Below are 16,838 nucleotides of genomic sequence, written 5' to 3'. Positions count from 1 at the left end.
CGTGGGAAACCACCACGTTGATGCCCTCGGCGATCATGTCCACGATGTGCACGGCGGTGTTGGCCACCAGCTCCAGCTGCTCCTGGGGCGTGTTGCCCAGCGCGTTGCCGCCCAGGGCGATGACCACCGAGGGGCCGTCTCCTTTCATGTAAGCCATTGGAATTCCTTTCTCTGGGAATTGGATGAGTTGGGGTTGTTCCGTAGGGCCGAGATTCTATCTCGGCCTAAGGCTGCAGCCGCCTATGGGTTGTGCCCATAGGCAGAGACAGATTGTTTGCTCTGCGAATAAATGTGGAAGCAAAGAGCGGCGGTTGCAAAAGATTCAACTGCGGCGGCTGCGAGGCGAAGGGGAGGGGGCTCCGCGCACACTTTCGCCAAAGCTCAAGACTGTTTGGGCGCGGGCGTCCCTTTGCCCTGCAGGGACGCCCGCGAGGGGCGGAGGCCTAAAGAGAGTTCAGGAAACTACCGCGCGCCGGCCAGTTCCTCCTCCACGGCCAAATCGGCCTCTTGGGTGACATGGGGAAGCTTCTTCCCGCTGAGGCCGGCGCCAATGACGGCCGCCATGATGACGATGATGGTTACGATGCAGAAGATGAACACTGCCTCGAACGAGCCGGTGCCCTCGTACAGGGAGGCGATGATGAAGCCGCCCACGGACCCGGCCGCGAAGCCGAAGATGGTGATGTAGGCGAAGATTTTGCCGTAGTCCTTGGTGCCGAACACGGTGGAGGCAACGCTCGCGATGCCCACGCCCAGCAGCACGTACAAGGTGTCGCCCAAGCCGGCGCCCAGGTAGGCAATGATCTCGTTGCCGGCGCTCACCATGAGGATGAGCATGGACAGGATGCCAATGCACGACCACGCCACGAACGCCTTGATGGCGCCGAATTTGTCGATGGTCATGCCGATAACGGGGTTAAGCACGATGTCGAAAATGAGGGCCACGGAAATCATGAAGGCGCCAACGGTGGGGGCGAACCCAACGCTCTCGGCGTACATGGGGAAGTAGGCGTTGATGACCGACACGATTTGCGTCAACGCCAGGGCCAGCGCCACCAGCACGAAGGCCAGCGACTTCACCGCGCGCTTGGCGGGCACGCCGGATTCCGTCACCACTTCGCCAGACACGGAGGGGTCGTAGCCGTAGGGCACCATGCCCTTGCGCTCCGGGCTGTAGGAAACCAGGAACAGCGCCGCCGGCACCGCCAGCACTGCGCCCACGATGGCGAAGATCAGCAGGCTGGTGCGCCAGTCCATCATCTCCATAAGGGAAACGGTGACCGGACTCATGATGGCCGACGCTACGCTGGCCAGCGCCCAAGCCAGGCCGATGGCCAGGCCGGTTTTCTGGGTGAACCAATTGGTGAGCACGGTGGAGATGAACACGATGCTGGTGAAGGCCATCCCCACACCGATGAGCCAGCCGCCAATCCACCACCACATAACATCGGTGCTGAACGACAGCGCCGCCACAATGATGGATTGCAGCGCGGCGAAGCCGGCAATGCCGATGGGGGGTATCTTCGGCAGCCAATTGCCCACAAAGGGAAGGCCGCAGGCGATGCCGATGTACACCAGGGTGGAGTACAGGGAGATGCTGGAGTAGTCGGAGCCCAGCGCCTCGGAGGCCGGCACAAAGAAGTTGCCGATGACCACCGTATAGAACGTGACGGAACCGGCGATGAGCATGCCGCAGCCTAAAACGGTGAGCCATGCGCGCAGGTTGTTTTTCTTGGTGTCCATGGAAGGATCCTTTCAAGAAGGCGGGAGGCGCCGGCGTCTGTCGCAGCAGCGCCCCCCAGTGTTTGTTGGGTGGGGCTAGATGCCCATGGTGGCGGCGAGGACCGCCTTGATGGTGTGCTGGCGGTTGCCGGCTTCGCGGAAGATTTCGGCCGCATGCTTCTCGAACAGTTCGTCGGAAATCTCCATGCCCTCGGTGATGATCTTGCGGGATTCCTCATCGGGGGCTTGGGCCAGCAGCTGCTGTCCCAACGAGTGATCGGCGTTGTGCAGCGACGGCAGCATGTGCAGCACCACGCAGTCGGGGTTGTCCACCACTTCCATCAGTTCGCTGGTAAGGCGGTAGGGGATGAGGTCCTTCGCGTAGGACATCCAGGCGTCGTAGCCGTGGTCGTCGCCGGTGGAGGAAGTGGTGTACTCCCATTCTTCGGTAGTCACGATGTCCATGCCCTTCAGCAGGTTCACGTCATCGGAGATGACCAGCTTGTTGTTGGGGGCCCACTTCGCGAACAGCTCTTCCAGCTCTTCCACGTATTCGGGCAGCATCTTGTGGTCGTACAGGTCGGGGCCGATGGCGTAGCAATCCATGCCCAGCAGCGCGCACATGCGGCCATACCACAGCGGCGAAATGGCGCAGGCGCCGGTGTAGGCCAGCTTCTTGCCCTTGCAGGAGCCGGGGCCGCCCCACAGCTCTTCCAGGGTCATGGCGTCCGCAAGCATTTGGGTGGGGTGATCTTCGGTGGTCAGGGCGTTGATCACGGGGATGTCGGCGTACTCGGCAATCTGGTACATGAATTTTTCGGGGCCCTGACTGCGCCACACGATGGCGTCGTACATCTCGTTGAACACACGGATGGTGTCCTTCACGGTTTCCTGCACGCCCACATGGGAGTTGGACAGATAGGTGAAGCCCAGGCCCAGGTCGTGGCAGGAGGTTTCAAAGGCGCAGCGCGTGCGGGTGGAGCCCCACTCGAACTGGGCGATGACATCTTTGTTCACGAAGCGCCGCTGGTCAACGCCGGCGCGCTTTTCCGCTTTCAGTTCGTGAGCCAAGTCCAGCAGGTAGCGGAATTGCTCGGGGGTGAAGTCGCGCAGGTTGATGAAGTCGCGGCCGAGGATGGGGTTTCCCATGGTGGTTTCCTTTCGGTAGAGAGGCGGCTGGGCGGTGCGCCCCAGGTGAACGGTTGGGCCGGGCGGTGGCAGCGGCGGGTGCGGCAGCCGCAGGCAGGCGAGTGCCGCGTTTGAAACAGGCAAGTGCCGCGTGCCGCGCCGGCAAAAGGGGAAGGGCCGGTGGCTGGTGTGTGGAGACGGCCGGCCCGCCCCGACGGAAAAAGCTAGTTGGCCTTGGGCACGTAGGCGTTCTTGGTCCAGCAGTGCACGCCGCCGCCGGCCATGTTCAGCGCCAGCGAGTCGATCATCACCACTTTGCGGTCGGGGAATGCGGCCTGCAGTGCGGCTTCGGCCTGCTGGTCCTTTTCGCGGATGGCCTCGTCCATGCCCTCTTGCCAGTAGCGCTGTCCCAGCACGATGCCGTTGCACACCAGGAAGTTGCAGTAGCTGGTGGCGCCGAACAGATGCAGCTCGTCCTCTGGCCAGGGGGTGCCGTCCATGAAGGCGTCACCTACCAGTTCGTGGTAGTAGTCGTACAGATCATCGCCGGGGCGCTGGATGTACTGGATGTGCCCGGAGGCGGGGATGCGCAGAATTTTGTAAGGATTGCCGTTCACGTCGGTGGCCTTGGAAACCGCCTCGTAGGCGGCGTCCAGGCGTCGCTTGTTCTCGGCGGAGATGGGGCTGGTGGCGGCCTCCTCCTCGGTCACTTCCGCCAGCAAAATGGTGTCGCGGGCAACGAAGCGGCACATCTCGTCGGTATGGGCGGCGAAGCTGGCGCCCACGATGGGGGTGCCGTCGGCTTCGTAATCCAGTGGGGCCATGCGGAAGTCATCGTCATCGTAGAGGGGCTGGGGCAGCCAGATAACCTTCTCCACGTTCCAGATGCGCTTGAACTCCGCTTCCACTTCCTCGCGGGTGAAGCCGGGGTTGCGCTTGCGCACTTCGGTGTCCTCGATGCACATCAACACGCCCGCGCCGTCAAATTCGCGGTCGCCGCCTTCCGACACCATGTCGGAGCTCACAATGTTGTAGCAGCCCAGGCCCACGGCGGCATGCACGCCGATCTTGCGGGACAGGTCGCGCAGCCCTTCGTTGGTCTCGTAGCGGCCATAGAAGCTCCAGCTGGGGTTCACCACCAGGGTTTCGCCGGCGTCGTTAACCATGATATTGGGGCCGTTATCGCGGAAGTAGAAGGAATTGGGATCCTCCGGGTACTCCAGGAAGTCAATCTGCTCGATGTCCACGCCCGCGGCGGTAAGCGTTTCCTTGCAGTTCTCCAGCAGGCCCTCCACCATGGGGCAGCAGTTTATGTGCACCTGCACATCGCCGTGCTCGATAAGGTTGCGCACCACCTCGGTCACCGGCTTCAGGGCATCGAAGCCCTTGATGGGTTCGCCGTAAGGCAGCCACTCCACAAACACGTCGGTTTGCGGCTCGAACTCGCCCGGGTACCTAAATGAGTTGGTCATCTTTCCTCCTTTGTAAGGATTGGCGCCGTTCCCTCCGACGCCCCGATGGCACGCACCCTACGGCCCTGCCGGCGAATTGCGAAGACAGAACGCGGTTGATTTTTCGCCGCCCGGAAATATCAACCAAAATAAACCGCGGAACCTCTTGCCTAAACTCGGCCCCTAAACTTAAGGTTTGGCTGTGGCTTTGCTTCCTAGCGCGTGCGGGGGCGGGCGCGCAACGCTGGGTTCGGGGAATCGTGTAAGCAGCGGACATGGAGGTAGTCTTGGCCACCGCAACGTACCTCATAGCCATTTGTCTCGTGGCTGTTTGCGTGGCGTCCTCGTTCATCTCATTTGCAGCGTATGCGGTTTCCCGGAAAAAGAGCCTGCTGTACCTGGGGTTTTTCGCCCTTGCCTACGGCATCGAGCAGGCCTGGATTCTCTACAACGAATTCCTAACCCAAAACCTCCCCTTCGATGCGGAATGGGGAGCGATGGAAGACCCCTTCACGCACATTGTGCTGGGGGCGGCCATGTGCCAGCCTCTGTGGCTGGTGATCCTCGACTACACGAATGAAAAGCGGAAGCGATGGGTTTATGGCCCTATTGCCGGCTTTGTGGCGGTGTCGCTGTTCTTCTACTTTATTCCGGGCATCGATAACGCTATGCGCAAATGGTTGCTGTACAGCTTACGGCAGTTTTTCTGGCTGGGGGCCAGCGTTTTCTTCTGGCTAAAGTATCTGGGTGCTAATTCCCCTGTTGAAAAGGCCCGCTACCGCCGCAAGGTGCCAGTGGTTGCGGCTTTTATGGTGTTGGTGCTGCTGGTGTTCCTGGAAGACGCCATCGTGATGCTGTTCGTTTCGGAGCCCTCCATCAACAACGTGTTCGTGGCGGAGTTTTTGTATCGTCGCAACGTGCTGGAGATGGTGCTGAGCCTGTGCGTGGTGAGTTACGCTACCCGAAGCGCGGTGCGGGCCTTGGAACTCAAGCGGGCCAATGCTCCTGCCGCCACCGATGTGCGCGAACGGCAGATTCAGGAAACGGCGCCATACTTTGCCCAGCGTTACGGGCTTTCTTCGCGAGAAGAGGAGGTGCTGGTACTGATGGTGGAGGGTATGGACAACCAACGCATCGCTCAGCATTTCCAGGTGGCCATCGGCACGGTGAAAACCCACACCCACCACATTTTCAAGAAAGCGGGCGTAGCCAATCGCACCGAGCTGGTAGAAAAGTTCTGGTCGAAGTTCTAAGGCACTGCTACCGCCCCGCCCCAGTCGTTGGGCTTTGGGGCGCGGCGGGGCTTCGCCCATCCTGTGCCGTCGGGCTTCGCCGTGTCCTGGCAGGTGGGTTTCGGGCGCCCCGCTACCGCCCCCTGCCGTCCCTCGAAGCCGTTTCGACGCGCCCCGGCCATTGGGCTTGGGGCGCCCCGTTGCTGCTTCGCCGTGCTTCGGAAGCTCCGCACTTGCGGCCTCTTGCGTTCGGATGGACGCTGCTGTGATTGCCGTTGCCTCATTGAGGGGGCGAGGCGCAGCTTCGCTTGCCTTGCGTTGTCGGGAGCGCCGCGCTTCGAAAAAACAAGTCTGCGGGCCTTTTTCGGGATTGGAGCGTTTGGTCCTGCGGGCACCCCCTTCGCTTTGAAAACTTGAGCGTGCTGCGTCCCCTGTGCTCTGAAAAAGGGCGGGTTTTGTCACGGGGTGCGGAAATGTGGCAGACCCCCCGGTTTCTCCGAGCTCGGGCGGGCAAAAAGCCCCGTTTCTCCGAGTTCCGGGCGGGCCCGGAAAACGCCCTGAACCCCTGAACTGGTCAAACGCCGCATAGGCGAAACGGCGCCCGAAGAAGCGACTCGGAACAAACCGACTTTTTGCCACCAAACGGCCCCGCGGTGGCAAATCGCCCCGTTTTTCCGAGTCTGCAGGCCTCCCGGCCGAGGTTCCAAGTCCCCCTTGGCCGGGAGGCCTGCTTCTCGTCCCTCGCCTCGGCCCTCGGCGTCCCGAGCCTCGGAGCGGGCCTCGCCTTATGAGCCACCGCTGTTGGATTCTGCCGAAAACGGAGCAGGGCTGTCCCGTCTGTTTCGGCGCATCTCCTATAACGCGAAACGGGGCCCATCGGTATGGGTTAAGCGGAAGCTTCCAGTTTGCGCAGGATGCGGGAAATGGCGGCGAGGCCTTCTTCCAAATCGTTCACGTTGTCGGAGTAGGCGTAACCTAGCCTAAACGACCGGGGCTCCTCAAAGCAGTCGCCGGGAGTTACAAGCGCCCCCTCTTCCTGCACCATCCGAGTGCAAAAATCATAGGAGTCTATGGGAAAGTTGTAGTAAACCAGAGCGGTGGTGCCCCCTTGGGGCCTCACGATAGACAGGCGGGGTTCGGCGTCCACCCACTCCATCACCGATTGCAAATTTTGGGTGACAATGCGATGGCTGCGCTCGAGCAACCTGTCTTTATGGGAGAGGGCCAGCGCGGCGATGGCCTCGTTGAGTATGCCACAGGAGATGAGGTCGTAGTCGCGGTGGGAGAGTAGCTGGCGGCGAAGCTGCGGATCGCGAGTAATGCACCAACCCAGGCGCAAGCCGGCGAGCGACCACACTTTCGACATGGAGGAGGTGACCACGCCCTTGTCATACAGGTCGGCCACAGAGGGTTGGTACGCTCCGTCTTGAGTGAGCAGGCGGTACACCTCATCGCATACCAGCCAGGCATCGTGCTCTTTCGCCACTTCGATTATGCCGCGCAGCTCTTCTTCCGAAAGCAGCGCACCAGTGGGGTTGTCGGGGTTGTTGATGCAGATAACATCGGCCCCGTCGGAGCAAACCTCCCGTAGGCGGTTGATGTTCACATGGTAGGCATCGTCCTTTTCCAGATGCAGGATGCGCACATCGGCGCCGCACATTTCGGGGATTGAGTAAAGCTGCTGATAGGTGGGCATGATGGAAACTACCCGCTTGCCCGGGCCGGTTAGTGTGGACAGCGCGAGCATGTTCGCGCCAGCAGCGCCATGGGTGGGGATGATGTGATGAGGCTCGATGGTTTTGTACAGCGAGGCCACTCCTTCCAGAAAGGCGGGATTTCCCTCGATGTCGCCATAGGTGAGAGGGCGTTTCGCCTGTTCAGCCATGAAAGCTGTCGCATCGGTTTCGCAGATTTCGAACAGCTCGTCAAGGGACACGGAAAACACGCAGGTTTCGGCCACGTTGTAGGTGCACTTCGTTTCCCACTCGTTCATCCATTGCTCGACGGCGAAGTCTTTGATTTCCATGATGGTCCTTTCTGTTCTGGTGAATTACAGTTCTACGGAAGATCCCAGGCTGCGTTCGACGGCGCGTTCGAAGGCGATTTGGGCGGAGGCGAGGTCCTGCAGAGCGATGCCCGATGTGTCGAACACGGTTATCTGGTCGTCGGTCGTGCGGCCGGCGGTAGTTCCCGCGAGCACTTCTCCCAGCTCCGCTACGATATCTTGCGGCTGGATGGTTCCTTCTTTGACGGGGATTTCCAGTTCGCCAGACGACACCGATTGGTCGCGGTCGTCCACGAAAAGCCGCGCCCTCGATATCAGGGCGTTCGCGAGCTCTTGCTTGCCGTGCATATCGGCCCCCACGCAGGAAATGTGAGTGCCCGGCTGTACCCATTCGTTCTGGACGACGGGGGTTGTGGCGGGTGTGACGGTGATGATGGCCTGCGCCTGGGCTACCGCCGATGGGCCGTCTTCGGCGCCGACCAGTTGGTAGGTACGCTCGATGCCGGCGGCGTCCAATGTCTCGTTTACCGTTTTGCCAATGGTGGCCAGGCGAGCTTCCGGAACCTGTTTCTTGCGGGGGTCCCAAATTGCTATCTTGTTGAAGGAAGGGCAGGCGGCGAGGGTGGCGGCGATGGCGAAGGGGCACATATGGCCAGCGCCTACTACCAGAAGGCGGTTGGCTCCCTCGCACGCGAGGGCTTTGATGCCCAAGGCGGCAGCAGCGCCGGTGCGCAGCCCCGTCAGGGCCGATGCGTTGAGCAGGGCTAACGGTTGCCCAGTATTGTTGTCGCAGATGAGGACGGTGCCGTAGATATCTGGCAGGCCCCGGTCGGGGTTCTTCGAAAACCAGGCGGTGAGCTTAAGCCCGAACAGCCCGCTTTCCCCCAGGTTGGCGGATCGGATGTCCATGTCGGCCGCGCCGGGCTCGAACTGCTCGTAGACCATGGGCCATGCTTGGCCTGCCCCGCTTGCCTTTTGGCGATAGGCGTTCTCCACCGCTTCCAGCGCATCGGAGACGGTGAACACCTGAGCTGCCTGCGCTGCGGAAATAATGCGAATTAGTCCCATAAGAGTCCTTTCGAGGGGGGCTTCAATGGGGAGATGGTAAGAAACACCGGCCCCTAAGTTCAAGGCTGATGTTTTGGCAATAGCTCCAATCAATTAGGAGGAAAAAGCATCGTAGGCTATAAAAATGCAGAAAAATGACACTGATTTAGTTATAGAATACAATGCAATAAGAAGAAATTAGAAACTAAGACAAAAGGAAACCCATGCTGTATACCGTTTCGGATTTTCTTGCAACGCACTCAGACCAAGTTCGCATCATTGCTGGCAGCGGCGGTCTCTCTCGCCCCATTTCGGAAGTGGGGATCTTGGATTACGAGCTTATGCCGGGGCTCAAGGAAAAGTTCCGGCGCAACAACTTCTACGAACGCCAGCTGGTGTTGTCCACGTTTTTGTATGCCAAAGACGACCCTTACCAAATCGTGGAGGCGGTAAAGTACCTGGTAGGGAAGGGAACGAGCGGTCTAGTCATAAAGAACGTGCTGCGCCTCCCCCTTTCCGATGCCGCGTTGCGCTATGCCGATGCCCGCAATTTTCCCCTCATGTTGGTCACCTCCGATGAGGCGTTTTTCGATGTGCTGGTGGGAGACGTGAACGCTCGGGTGCGGGAGCTGGCCTCTGCGGAATTCTCCCAGCATGCTCTCGATGCCCTTTGGCTGGCGGCGGACGATTCCGAAAAAGCGCGGGCCACCGCCCGGCAGTTGTGTCCCTCGTTTCGCGAAGAGTGTATGGTGCTGTTTGCCCGCGCCGAAGAGCCGCTTTCTTCGGAAAGCTTCGAGTGGCTGAGGAGGCAGTGGCGCCAGGGCCCCTTCGGCTTACCCTATTCGCTGGCTACTTCTTACAATGGCGGCTTTCTGGCGGTGGTCACCGCCGATGGCGACAATGCGCAGTTGCCCTCATCGGCGCAATTAGGCGAATTTGCTCTTGGAGAGCTGGCCTGCGAGCAAGAGTTTCGGGAGATTGGCCTGAGCGAGCCCCATTATTCGCTAGGGGAGCTGGGCATTGCGCTGCACCAAGCATTGGAAGCGGCTGAGGTGGCGGCTCGGCGCCAGGAGACGCTTTGTTGTTTTGGCCATTTGGGCGTGCTGCGGGCGGTGCTTCCCTTCGCGGAAGCCCCCGAGATGCGCAGTTTCGCGGCGGGGGTGTTTCGGCCCCTTCAAGAATTCGATGCCGAAAACAACGGCGCCCTGGAAGAAACCGTGCGCACCTGGTACCGCGTTGGCCAATCCATCGAAGCCGCTGCCGAGATTCTTGGACAGCATCCCAATACCGTCCGCTATCGATTCGACCAGGTCCGCCAGCTTTCCAGTCTTGATCGCCGCCGCCCTTCCGAGGCGCAGCAGCTGGCCTTTGCCGCTGCCATTCAGGAAGCGCAGGGGATTAAGGAGGCTTTGCGGTTCTGAATCTCCGCGTCATGGCCGGAACCGGGGAGGGGACTTGACCTTCTCGTTACGGGAGGGTTCATACTGCGCTCGTCGGAGCTGAGCAAGCGAGGTGTGCATGAAAGCGAAAACCATCGGCCAAGTTGCCAAGTCATCGGGAGTGAGCGAGCGGACGCTACGCTACTACGAGGAGCTGGGCATTCTGATGCCGGAAAGGACTGCTGCCGGGTATCGCGTGTACCGTGAGGCGGACGAGCGTCGGCTGGCGCAAATTATGGCCATGCGCCGCTGCGGCCTTCCCCTTACCACCATCGGTCACCTGGTGAAAGACCCTGCGGCAGACATTCATGCACCCTTGGTGGCCCATCTTCGCACACTGCGCGCGCAAGGGAAATCCGTTGAGGCCGCCACGAAAAGGACACTGGCGGCTCTTGAATCGTTGGAAAGGATCCAGGGTATGAAACCACAAGATGCGTTCGAACAACTGAAGCGCGAGGGGCTGGAAGGGTTCGAGCGGGAATACGGGCAAGAGGCCCGCGAACGCTACGGCGACGCGGCCATCGAGCAGGCGAACCAGCGCATGATGGCGCTTACGAAAGACGAATGGGACGCCAAAGAGCTTTTAGAGGAATCGATCAAGGTGCAGTTGCGACTGGCTATGGCCACGGGCGACCCGGCGTCTGCCGAATCGAATGAGCTGGCGCGCATGCACGAGCGCTGGATTGCCATCCACTGGGGGTCCGGTTATGAGAAGGAGGCCTATCTAGGCCTGGTGCGCGGCTACCTTGCCGATCCTCGTTTCACCGCCTATTACGATGATGCCTGCAGTGAAGGGGCCACGGAATTTCTGGTAAAAGCCGTCGAGGCGTATCAGGGCTAACCGACGCTGTGGGCAAAGCTCCAGAAGAGGCATTGGCGAACTTGAACCTTGCCAGTGCCTCTTTTTATGCGGGGAACCGTCCGAGCTAGCAGGGCTCTAAGGTAACGGCGGTGCCGGAAGCGGTGACCATGAGCATGTTGCCCTGGCCGAGCACCTCGTAGTCCATGTCCACCCCCACAATGGCTTGGGCCCCCAGCGCGCAAGCCCGCTGCTGCAGTTCGTCAAGCGCTTGGGTGCGCGCTACCAGCAGCTCTTCTTCGTAGCCTTCCGAGCGGCCTCCCAAAATATTGCGGAAGCCAGCGCCAATGTCCCGCAGGAAATTAATGCCGGTAATGACCTCGCCGAACACAACGCCGCAATAACCGGTGATGCGATGGCCCTCTACGGTGGGGGTGGTGGTAACGATCATGAGCGTCCTCTCGTGTTGCAAATCTGAGAATAGTATAGCGCTACCCAGCCGCAGGGCGATTGTGTTAAACGCGGCTAACGTTTTTTCGCTGTTCAGGCCTTGGCGGCAAAAAACAGTGGCACAATAGCGAATGCTCAAAGCATAATTTCGAAGAAGCGTTCACCTACAAGGACTTGGCCCATGGAAACAATCGATCCGTTTTGGTTCGTCACGATAGTCACCCTGCTTTCCGGCGCCGGGGGAACCGGCATCGGCGGCCTGGTGGGCGCCCTGTTCAAAAGCGATTCTAACCGCACTATTAGCTTGCTTTTGGCGTTTGCCGGCGGCGTGATGACCGCCATGGTGTGCTTCGACCTGCTGGCCGAAGCAGTGGAAGCGGCCGACACCGTGATGGACCACGGCGTAATCATGGTAATCGGCGCCGTGGCGCTGGGCATTGCCGTGGTGTACGGGCTGAACTTCCTGATCGACCATCGCACCCGCGCCGAGGTTTCCCACACTGCCGCGCACGACCATCCCGACACTCACGACGACATCGACGAGCTGATCCACGCCGACCATCTGAACATGCACCGGCGCCACAACGACTCGCGGGCGTCGCTGGTGGTGGCGGGCATCGTGATGGCGGCCGCCATTGCTCTGCACAACATCCCCGAGGGCATGACCATCGGCGCCAGCTTCGCCATTTCCGACAGCCTGATGCTGGGCAGCGGCATGATCATGGCGGTGCTCATTGGCCTGCACAACATCCCCGAGGGCATGGCGGTGTCGGTGCCTCTGATCAGCGGCGGCATGGGGCGCGTGCGCGCGGTGTTGCTTACGGCATTGTGCGGCCTGCCCACCCTGTTCGGCGCCTGGCTGGGGCTGTGGCTGGGCGACATCGGCCCGGAGGGGCTGTGCTCCTCGCTGGGTTTTGCCGGTGGCGCCATGCTGTACGTGGTGTTCGGCGAAATTATGCCCGAGGCCTACCTGATCTACCGCAGCAAGCTGCCTGCCTTTGCCTTCATGGTGGGTCTGGCGCTGGGCATGCTGATGATCTTCTTCTAAAAGGCGAATAGGGGCGGTGGAGTCCCAAAACCCCTAAAGTGAAAAAATGTTCCGAACGAAATTCCGACTTACGCTCTCGCCTCAGGGGCAAGGGAGTGCGGAGGAGCAAAAACGGCGCCGGGGACGCGCGGGCGGCTACAAAGTAGAAACAGTTGCAGCGGCGGGAAGGGGACTCCTTTCCAGCCGCTCCATAATGGGTTCCATTACCCTTGTTCCCTTCGTCGAGGAAGGAAGATTATGGAATTCAGCGAACTTATGCAGGCTGCGGATCGCTACATCGAGAACAACTGGTCTGCGGTGGTGGACGACATCGCCAGCCTGGTGGAAATTGAGAGCGTGGAAGACCTCGCCGCCGCCGAGCCGGGTAAGCCTTTTGGGCCCGGGCCCGCCGCGGCGCTGGACGAGGTGCTGAAAATCGCCTCCGGCATGGGCTTTGAAACCACCAACGTGGACGGCTACATGGGCTTTGCCGATTTGCCCGGCGAAACCGACACCCAAATCGGCCTCATCGGCCACATGGACGTGGTGCCCGCCGGCCCCGGTTGGAACTTCCAGCCTTTCGATGTCAGCCTGAAAGACGGTTACCTGGTGGGCCGCGGCGTGCTGGACGACAAGGGCCCCTGCGTGGTGGCCCTGCACGCCATGAAGCTGCTGGCCGACCAAGGGATGAGGCTGCCCTACACCATCCGCTTCCTGTTCGGCACCAACGAGGAAACCGGCATGAACGACGTGCCCTATTACCGCGAGCGCTATGCCGACCCCGCTTTCCTGTTCACCCCCGACGCCGAGTTCCCCGTGTGCTACGGCGAGAAGGGCGGCTTCGACGCCACGGTGGTGAGCGCCCCCATCGAGGGCGGCGAATTCCTGCAGTTCGAAGGTGGCAGCGCCACCAACGCCGTGGCGGGCCAGGCCTTCTGCGTGGTGAACCGCATCGTGGATAACCTGCCCGAAGCTCCCGGCATCACCGTCACCTACGAAGAGGGCAAAACCCGCATCGACGCCAAGGGCAAAAGTGCCCACGCCTCCACGCCCGATCTGGGGCAAAGCGCCATCGGCATTCTGGCCGACTACGTGCTGGCCAACGGCATTGGCAACGCGCAAGAACAGGAATTCCTGCGCTTCGTGCAGAAGGTGGTGGACTTCCCCGACGGCAGCGGCGTAGGCATCGCCACGGCCGATGAGTACTTCGGTCCGCTTACCCTGAATGGCGGCACCATCAGGCTGGAGGACGGCCGCTTCACCCAAACGCTGGACAGCCGCTGGCCCACTTCCACCACCCCCGAGGAAATCACCGCGGCCATCACGGCCATTACCGAGCCCATGGGCGCCAGCTTCGAGAATACCCTGCTCATGGTGCCGTTTTTGGTAAAGCCCGACACCGCCCCCATCCAGGCGCTGCTGTCGGCCTACAACGAGGTGACCGGCGAGAGCCGCGAACCCTTCACCATCGGCGGCGGCACCTACGCCCGCGAGTTCACCTCCGGCGCCAGCTTCGGCCCCGAGATGCCGTGGCTGGAGTATCCGGAATGGGCCGGCGGCATGCACGGCCCCGATGAAACCATCAGCAACGAGCAGCTGCAACTGGCCTTCAAAATCTATGCTGCGGCCCTGCTGAAGCTGGAGCAGAGCCAGCTGTAACGGGCGCTGCGCCCACTGGCCCTTTTCGCAAACCGCAACCGGCGCCGCGGGCCCCGAGGGGTGCGCGGCGCCGGCGCGTTTGGGGCATCGGCCCGCCTGTTTCCCCTCTTTACCTGCAATTATGGAAAAACAAGGTTATCGGCGGCCACTTTTGCCAAGCGGTTATCCTGCTATATAATATATAGAATTTCACGTTCCACGCGCATTTTGGGAGGTTGTTGTGCTTAAAGCCATCATCGTTGACGATGAAGCGCCTGCTCGGTCTGAACTGCGGTTCTTGCTTGACGAGGTTGGCGGAGTCGAAGTGGTTGCCGAGGCGGCCAGTGTCCGTGAGGCCATCGAGAAGCTGAAGGAATATCCCTGCGATGTCATGTTCCTGGACATCAACATGCCCGAGGCCACCGGCCTGCAGCTGGCCGATGCGATGCGCCACTTGAAGTTCCCGCCCGCTGTGGTGTTCGTGACCGCGTACAGCGAGCATGCGCTGGACGCCTTCAAGGTGAGCGCCGTGGATTATCTGCTGAAGCCGGTGGAAACCGACCGCCTGGCCCAGACCATCGCCCGCGTGCGCGAGCAGGTGGCGCTGCATGTGCAGGCCCAGAAGTCCGAGCGCATTCCGGTGGAGAAGGGCGGCAAGAAGATCCTCATCGCCATCGACAAGATTCGCTTCGTGATGGCGCGCGATGATTACGCCTACCTGCAAACCGATGTCGATCGCTACTTCTCCACGGTCAGCTTGGCCCAGCTGGAGAAGCGGCTGGACGGCCACGGGTTCTTCCGCGTGCACCGCGGCTACCTGGTAAACCTGTCCATGGTGGAGGAAATCGAGTCCGTTGCCGGCGGCACGCTGCTGCTGTCGCTGCAAGGGGTCGAGGAGAAAATCCCGGTTTCCCGCCGCCGCGTATCCACGTTGAAAAAGGCGTTGGGCCTGTAGGCCGGGCGCAGGGGAAGGCTCTCACCAGGGCCTTAAAGCCGAAAGGCAACTAGGGGCTGCGGCGTGCAGCCCCTCTTTCGTATAAGAGGAGAACACCAGATGATCAACGGAGACATGGAAAAGCTGTATCCCTCGGCCAAAATTTTGGTGCGGGACCGCGTTGCCAGCCGCATTCATCAGAAAGACGCTTCCCTGTACGACTTTTCCAGCGAAGCCCAAAGCTGCGCCGAGAACTTCATGGGCTGGGTTGACCTGGGAACTAACCCGCCGCTGCCAGTGCAGGAGGTTCAGGCCTTCGCCGACGAGGTGGTGGACAGCGGCATCAACACCGTGGTGCTGATCGGCCAGGGCGGCTCTACCCAGGCCCCCATGACCATTACCAAATACAACAAGCCCGACCGCAACCGCGTTACGTTCAAAACCCTTGACTCCGATTCGCCGGTGCGGCTGCGGGAGGTTGTCGCCACCTGCAATCCCGCCACCACGCTGGTGATCATCTCGTCCAAAAGCGGCGGCACCATCGAGCCGCGCATGGCGCTGGCGGCCCTGCGGCCTACCTTCGAGGAGGCTCTGGGGAAGGAAGAAACGCCCCGGCACCTGGTGGCCATCACCGACCCCGGTTCCGATTTGGAGCGCCAGGCCCACGAGGAAGGCTGGCTGAAGGTGCTGCCCGGCGAACCGTCGGTGGGGGGCCGCTTCTCGGCGCTCTCGGTGTTTGGCCTGCTGCCGGCCGCGCTGGTGGGCATCAACTTGGAAGAGCTGATGCAGCACGCCGCTACGGCCGAGCGCCTGTGCAGCGAAGACGCCATCGACAATCCGGCCGTGAACCTGGCAGCCTTCCTGTTCGACAACTACCAGAAGGGGCGCGACAAGTTCTCGTTCCTCACCCCGAAACGGGGCCGCGTGCTGGGCCTGTGGATTGAGCAGCTGGTGGCGGAAAGCTTGGGGAAGAACGGCAAGGGCATCCTGCCCAACATTGAGGTGGACTCGCTGCTTTTGGCCGATGATCCGCAGGACCGCTCGGTGATTATGTACCAAACACGGGCCGACCTATGGGACGAATCCAAGAACTTCGAGATGAGCCTGGCTTATATCGATCCGGCCATCCCGCGTCAGAGCTACAAGGTGGAATCGGCACTTGAGCTGGCCGAACATTTTGTAATGTGGGAGTATGCCATCGCCATGTGCGGCTACCTGATGCAGGTGTGCCCCTTCGACCAGCCCGACGTGGCGGCCGCCAAAGCCGAGGTGCTGAACATTCTGCGCGAAGGGCAGCCGCAGCCGGATTTCGTGGAAAACTTCACTGACGAGATTCTGATGGGCCAGGTGGAGGCCAACGTATCGCCGCAGTTCAAGGGCTATGACGACTTGCGCGGCGTGCTGAAGGCGCTGTTCGGCTCCATTCAGCCGGGCGACTACTTTGCCCTGAACGCGTTTTTGCCCTATTGCGGCGAGGGGCGTCGCGAGGCGCTGGAGGCCATTCGCCACGATGTGGCCGAGGCGTTCAGCGTGGTGAGCAGTCTAGAAGTGGGGCCGCGCTACTTGCACTCCACCGGGCAGCTGCAAAAGGGCGGCAGCAACGAGGGTGTGTTTTTGGTACTGTCGGCCGACGAGCTGAAGGACGTGCCGCTGCCGTCGGTGGCCCCCAGCTTGGGAGCGCTGGCCCGGGCCCAGGCTTCTGGCGACCTCATTACGCTGGCCGACCGAGGCCGGCGTGCCGTGCACCTGCACCTGCCCGACAACTCCGGCGTAACGCTGCGCTGCCTGGCGGAGGTGGTGAAGGATACCCTGGCCGAGGTGATGATAGAGCGCACCATCGGCGAAGAACTGGAAAGCGCCGATTGGCCTGAGGGCCAATCGGAGTAGCCCTGAGCGCAGGTGCCAGTTCTTCACACAAATTCGTAGGGCCGAGATTTTATCTCGGCCTTCGCGTTTCTGGAGCAGG

The 16,838-nt window shown here is 61.1% G+C and carries 13 protein-coding genes; 7 read left to right on the top strand and 6 right to left on the bottom strand.

The window, feature by feature from the left end; all coding sequences use genetic code 11:
• Positions 1-462: 462 nt before the first annotated feature.
• From DMP11_RS09060 to DMP11_RS09050, 3 genes are all read right to left on the bottom strand, one after another.
• Entirely contained in the window at positions 463-1,743 is a 1,281-nt protein-coding gene (locus DMP11_RS09060; RefSeq protein ID WP_123186168.1) for an MFS transporter, read from the bottom strand.
• Positions 1,744-1,818: 75 nt separating this feature from the next.
• Positions 1,819-2,871 carry an ornithine carbamoyltransferase gene (locus DMP11_RS09055; RefSeq protein WP_123186167.1) on the bottom strand — a complete coding sequence of 351 codons (1,053 nt, stop codon included), beginning with the start codon at positions 2,869-2,871 and terminating at the stop codon, positions 1,819-1,821.
• Between the two features lie 203 nt (positions 2,872-3,074).
• Complete coding sequence (locus DMP11_RS09050) at positions 3,075-4,322, bottom strand: agmatine deiminase family protein (RefSeq protein WP_123186166.1); 1,248 nt, start codon at positions 4,320-4,322, stop codon at positions 3,075-3,077.
• Positions 4,323-4,576: 254 nt separating this feature from the next.
• On the opposite strand from DMP11_RS09050, the gene DMP11_RS09045 reads away from it, so the two are divergent.
• Positions 4,577-5,554: a response regulator transcription factor gene (locus tag DMP11_RS09045; protein WP_123186165.1), complete on the top strand. Its 978-nt coding sequence runs from the start codon at positions 4,577-4,579 to the stop codon at positions 5,552-5,554.
• Positions 5,555-6,419: 865 nt separating this feature from the next.
• Here the strand turns inward: DMP11_RS09045 and DMP11_RS09040 are convergent.
• Together DMP11_RS09040 and DMP11_RS09035 are read right to left on the bottom strand one after the other, a co-directional pair.
• Positions 6,420-7,559 carry an aminotransferase class I/II-fold pyridoxal phosphate-dependent enzyme gene (locus tag DMP11_RS09040; RefSeq protein WP_123186164.1) on the bottom strand — a complete coding sequence of 380 codons (1,140 nt, stop codon included), beginning with the start codon at positions 7,557-7,559 and terminating at the stop codon, positions 6,420-6,422.
• A 24-nt stretch (positions 7,560-7,583) separates the two neighbouring features.
• Entirely contained in the window at positions 7,584-8,606 is a 1,023-nt protein-coding gene (locus tag DMP11_RS09035; protein ID WP_123186163.1) for an ornithine cyclodeaminase family protein, read from the bottom strand.
• Positions 8,607-8,809: 203 nt separating this feature from the next.
• Between DMP11_RS09035 and DMP11_RS09030 the strand changes: the two genes are divergently transcribed.
• Both DMP11_RS09030 and DMP11_RS09025 read left to right on the top strand, forming a co-directional pair.
• On the top strand, positions 8,810-10,006 hold the full coding sequence (locus DMP11_RS09030) for a PucR family transcriptional regulator (RefSeq protein ID WP_123186162.1): 1,197 nt from the start codon (positions 8,810-8,812) through the stop codon (positions 10,004-10,006).
• A 97-nt stretch (positions 10,007-10,103) separates the two neighbouring features.
• Complete coding sequence (locus tag DMP11_RS09025) at positions 10,104-10,865, top strand: MerR family transcriptional regulator (RefSeq protein WP_123186161.1); 762 nt, start codon at positions 10,104-10,106, stop codon at positions 10,863-10,865.
• 85 nt (positions 10,866-10,950) lie between these two features.
• On the opposite strand, the gene DMP11_RS09020 is transcribed toward DMP11_RS09025, so the two are convergent.
• Complete coding sequence (locus DMP11_RS09020; protein WP_123186160.1) at positions 10,951-11,274, bottom strand: heavy metal-binding domain-containing protein; 324 nt, start codon at positions 11,272-11,274, stop codon at positions 10,951-10,953.
• A gap of 180 nt (positions 11,275-11,454) precedes the next feature.
• Here DMP11_RS09020 and DMP11_RS09015 point away from each other — a divergent pair, with 180 nt between their 5' ends.
• The 4 genes from DMP11_RS09015 to DMP11_RS09000 all read left to right on the top strand — a co-directional run bounded on the left by DMP11_RS09015 (position 11,455) and on the right by DMP11_RS09000 (position 16,759).
• Positions 11,455-12,321 carry a ZIP family metal transporter gene (locus DMP11_RS09015; RefSeq protein ID WP_194950507.1) on the top strand — a complete coding sequence of 289 codons (867 nt, stop codon included), beginning with the start codon at positions 11,455-11,457 and terminating at the stop codon, positions 12,319-12,321.
• Positions 12,322-12,558: 237 nt separating this feature from the next.
• Positions 12,559-13,959 (top strand): Sapep family Mn(2+)-dependent dipeptidase, encoded by a 1,401-nt coding sequence (locus DMP11_RS09010; protein ID WP_123186159.1) that lies wholly within the window; start codon positions 12,559-12,561, stop codon positions 13,957-13,959.
• Positions 13,960-14,179: 220 nt separating this feature from the next.
• Positions 14,180-14,893 carry a LytR/AlgR family response regulator transcription factor gene (locus DMP11_RS09005; protein ID WP_123186158.1) on the top strand — a complete coding sequence of 238 codons (714 nt, stop codon included), beginning with the start codon at positions 14,180-14,182 and terminating at the stop codon, positions 14,891-14,893.
• A 99-nt stretch (positions 14,894-14,992) separates the two neighbouring features.
• Positions 14,993-16,759, top strand: coding sequence for a phosphoglucose isomerase-related protein (locus DMP11_RS09000; protein WP_123186157.1), 1,767 nt, complete (start codon positions 14,993-14,995; stop codon positions 16,757-16,759).
• Positions 16,760-16,838 lie beyond the last annotated feature (79 nt).

This window comes from Parvibacter caecicola (assembly GCF_003725335.1).
Taxonomy (GTDB): domain Bacteria; phylum Actinomycetota; class Coriobacteriia; order Coriobacteriales; family Eggerthellaceae; genus Parvibacter; species Parvibacter caecicola.
The sequence above is the reverse complement of the archived record's forward strand: the minus strand, read 5'-3'. Positions and strand labels throughout refer to the sequence as shown.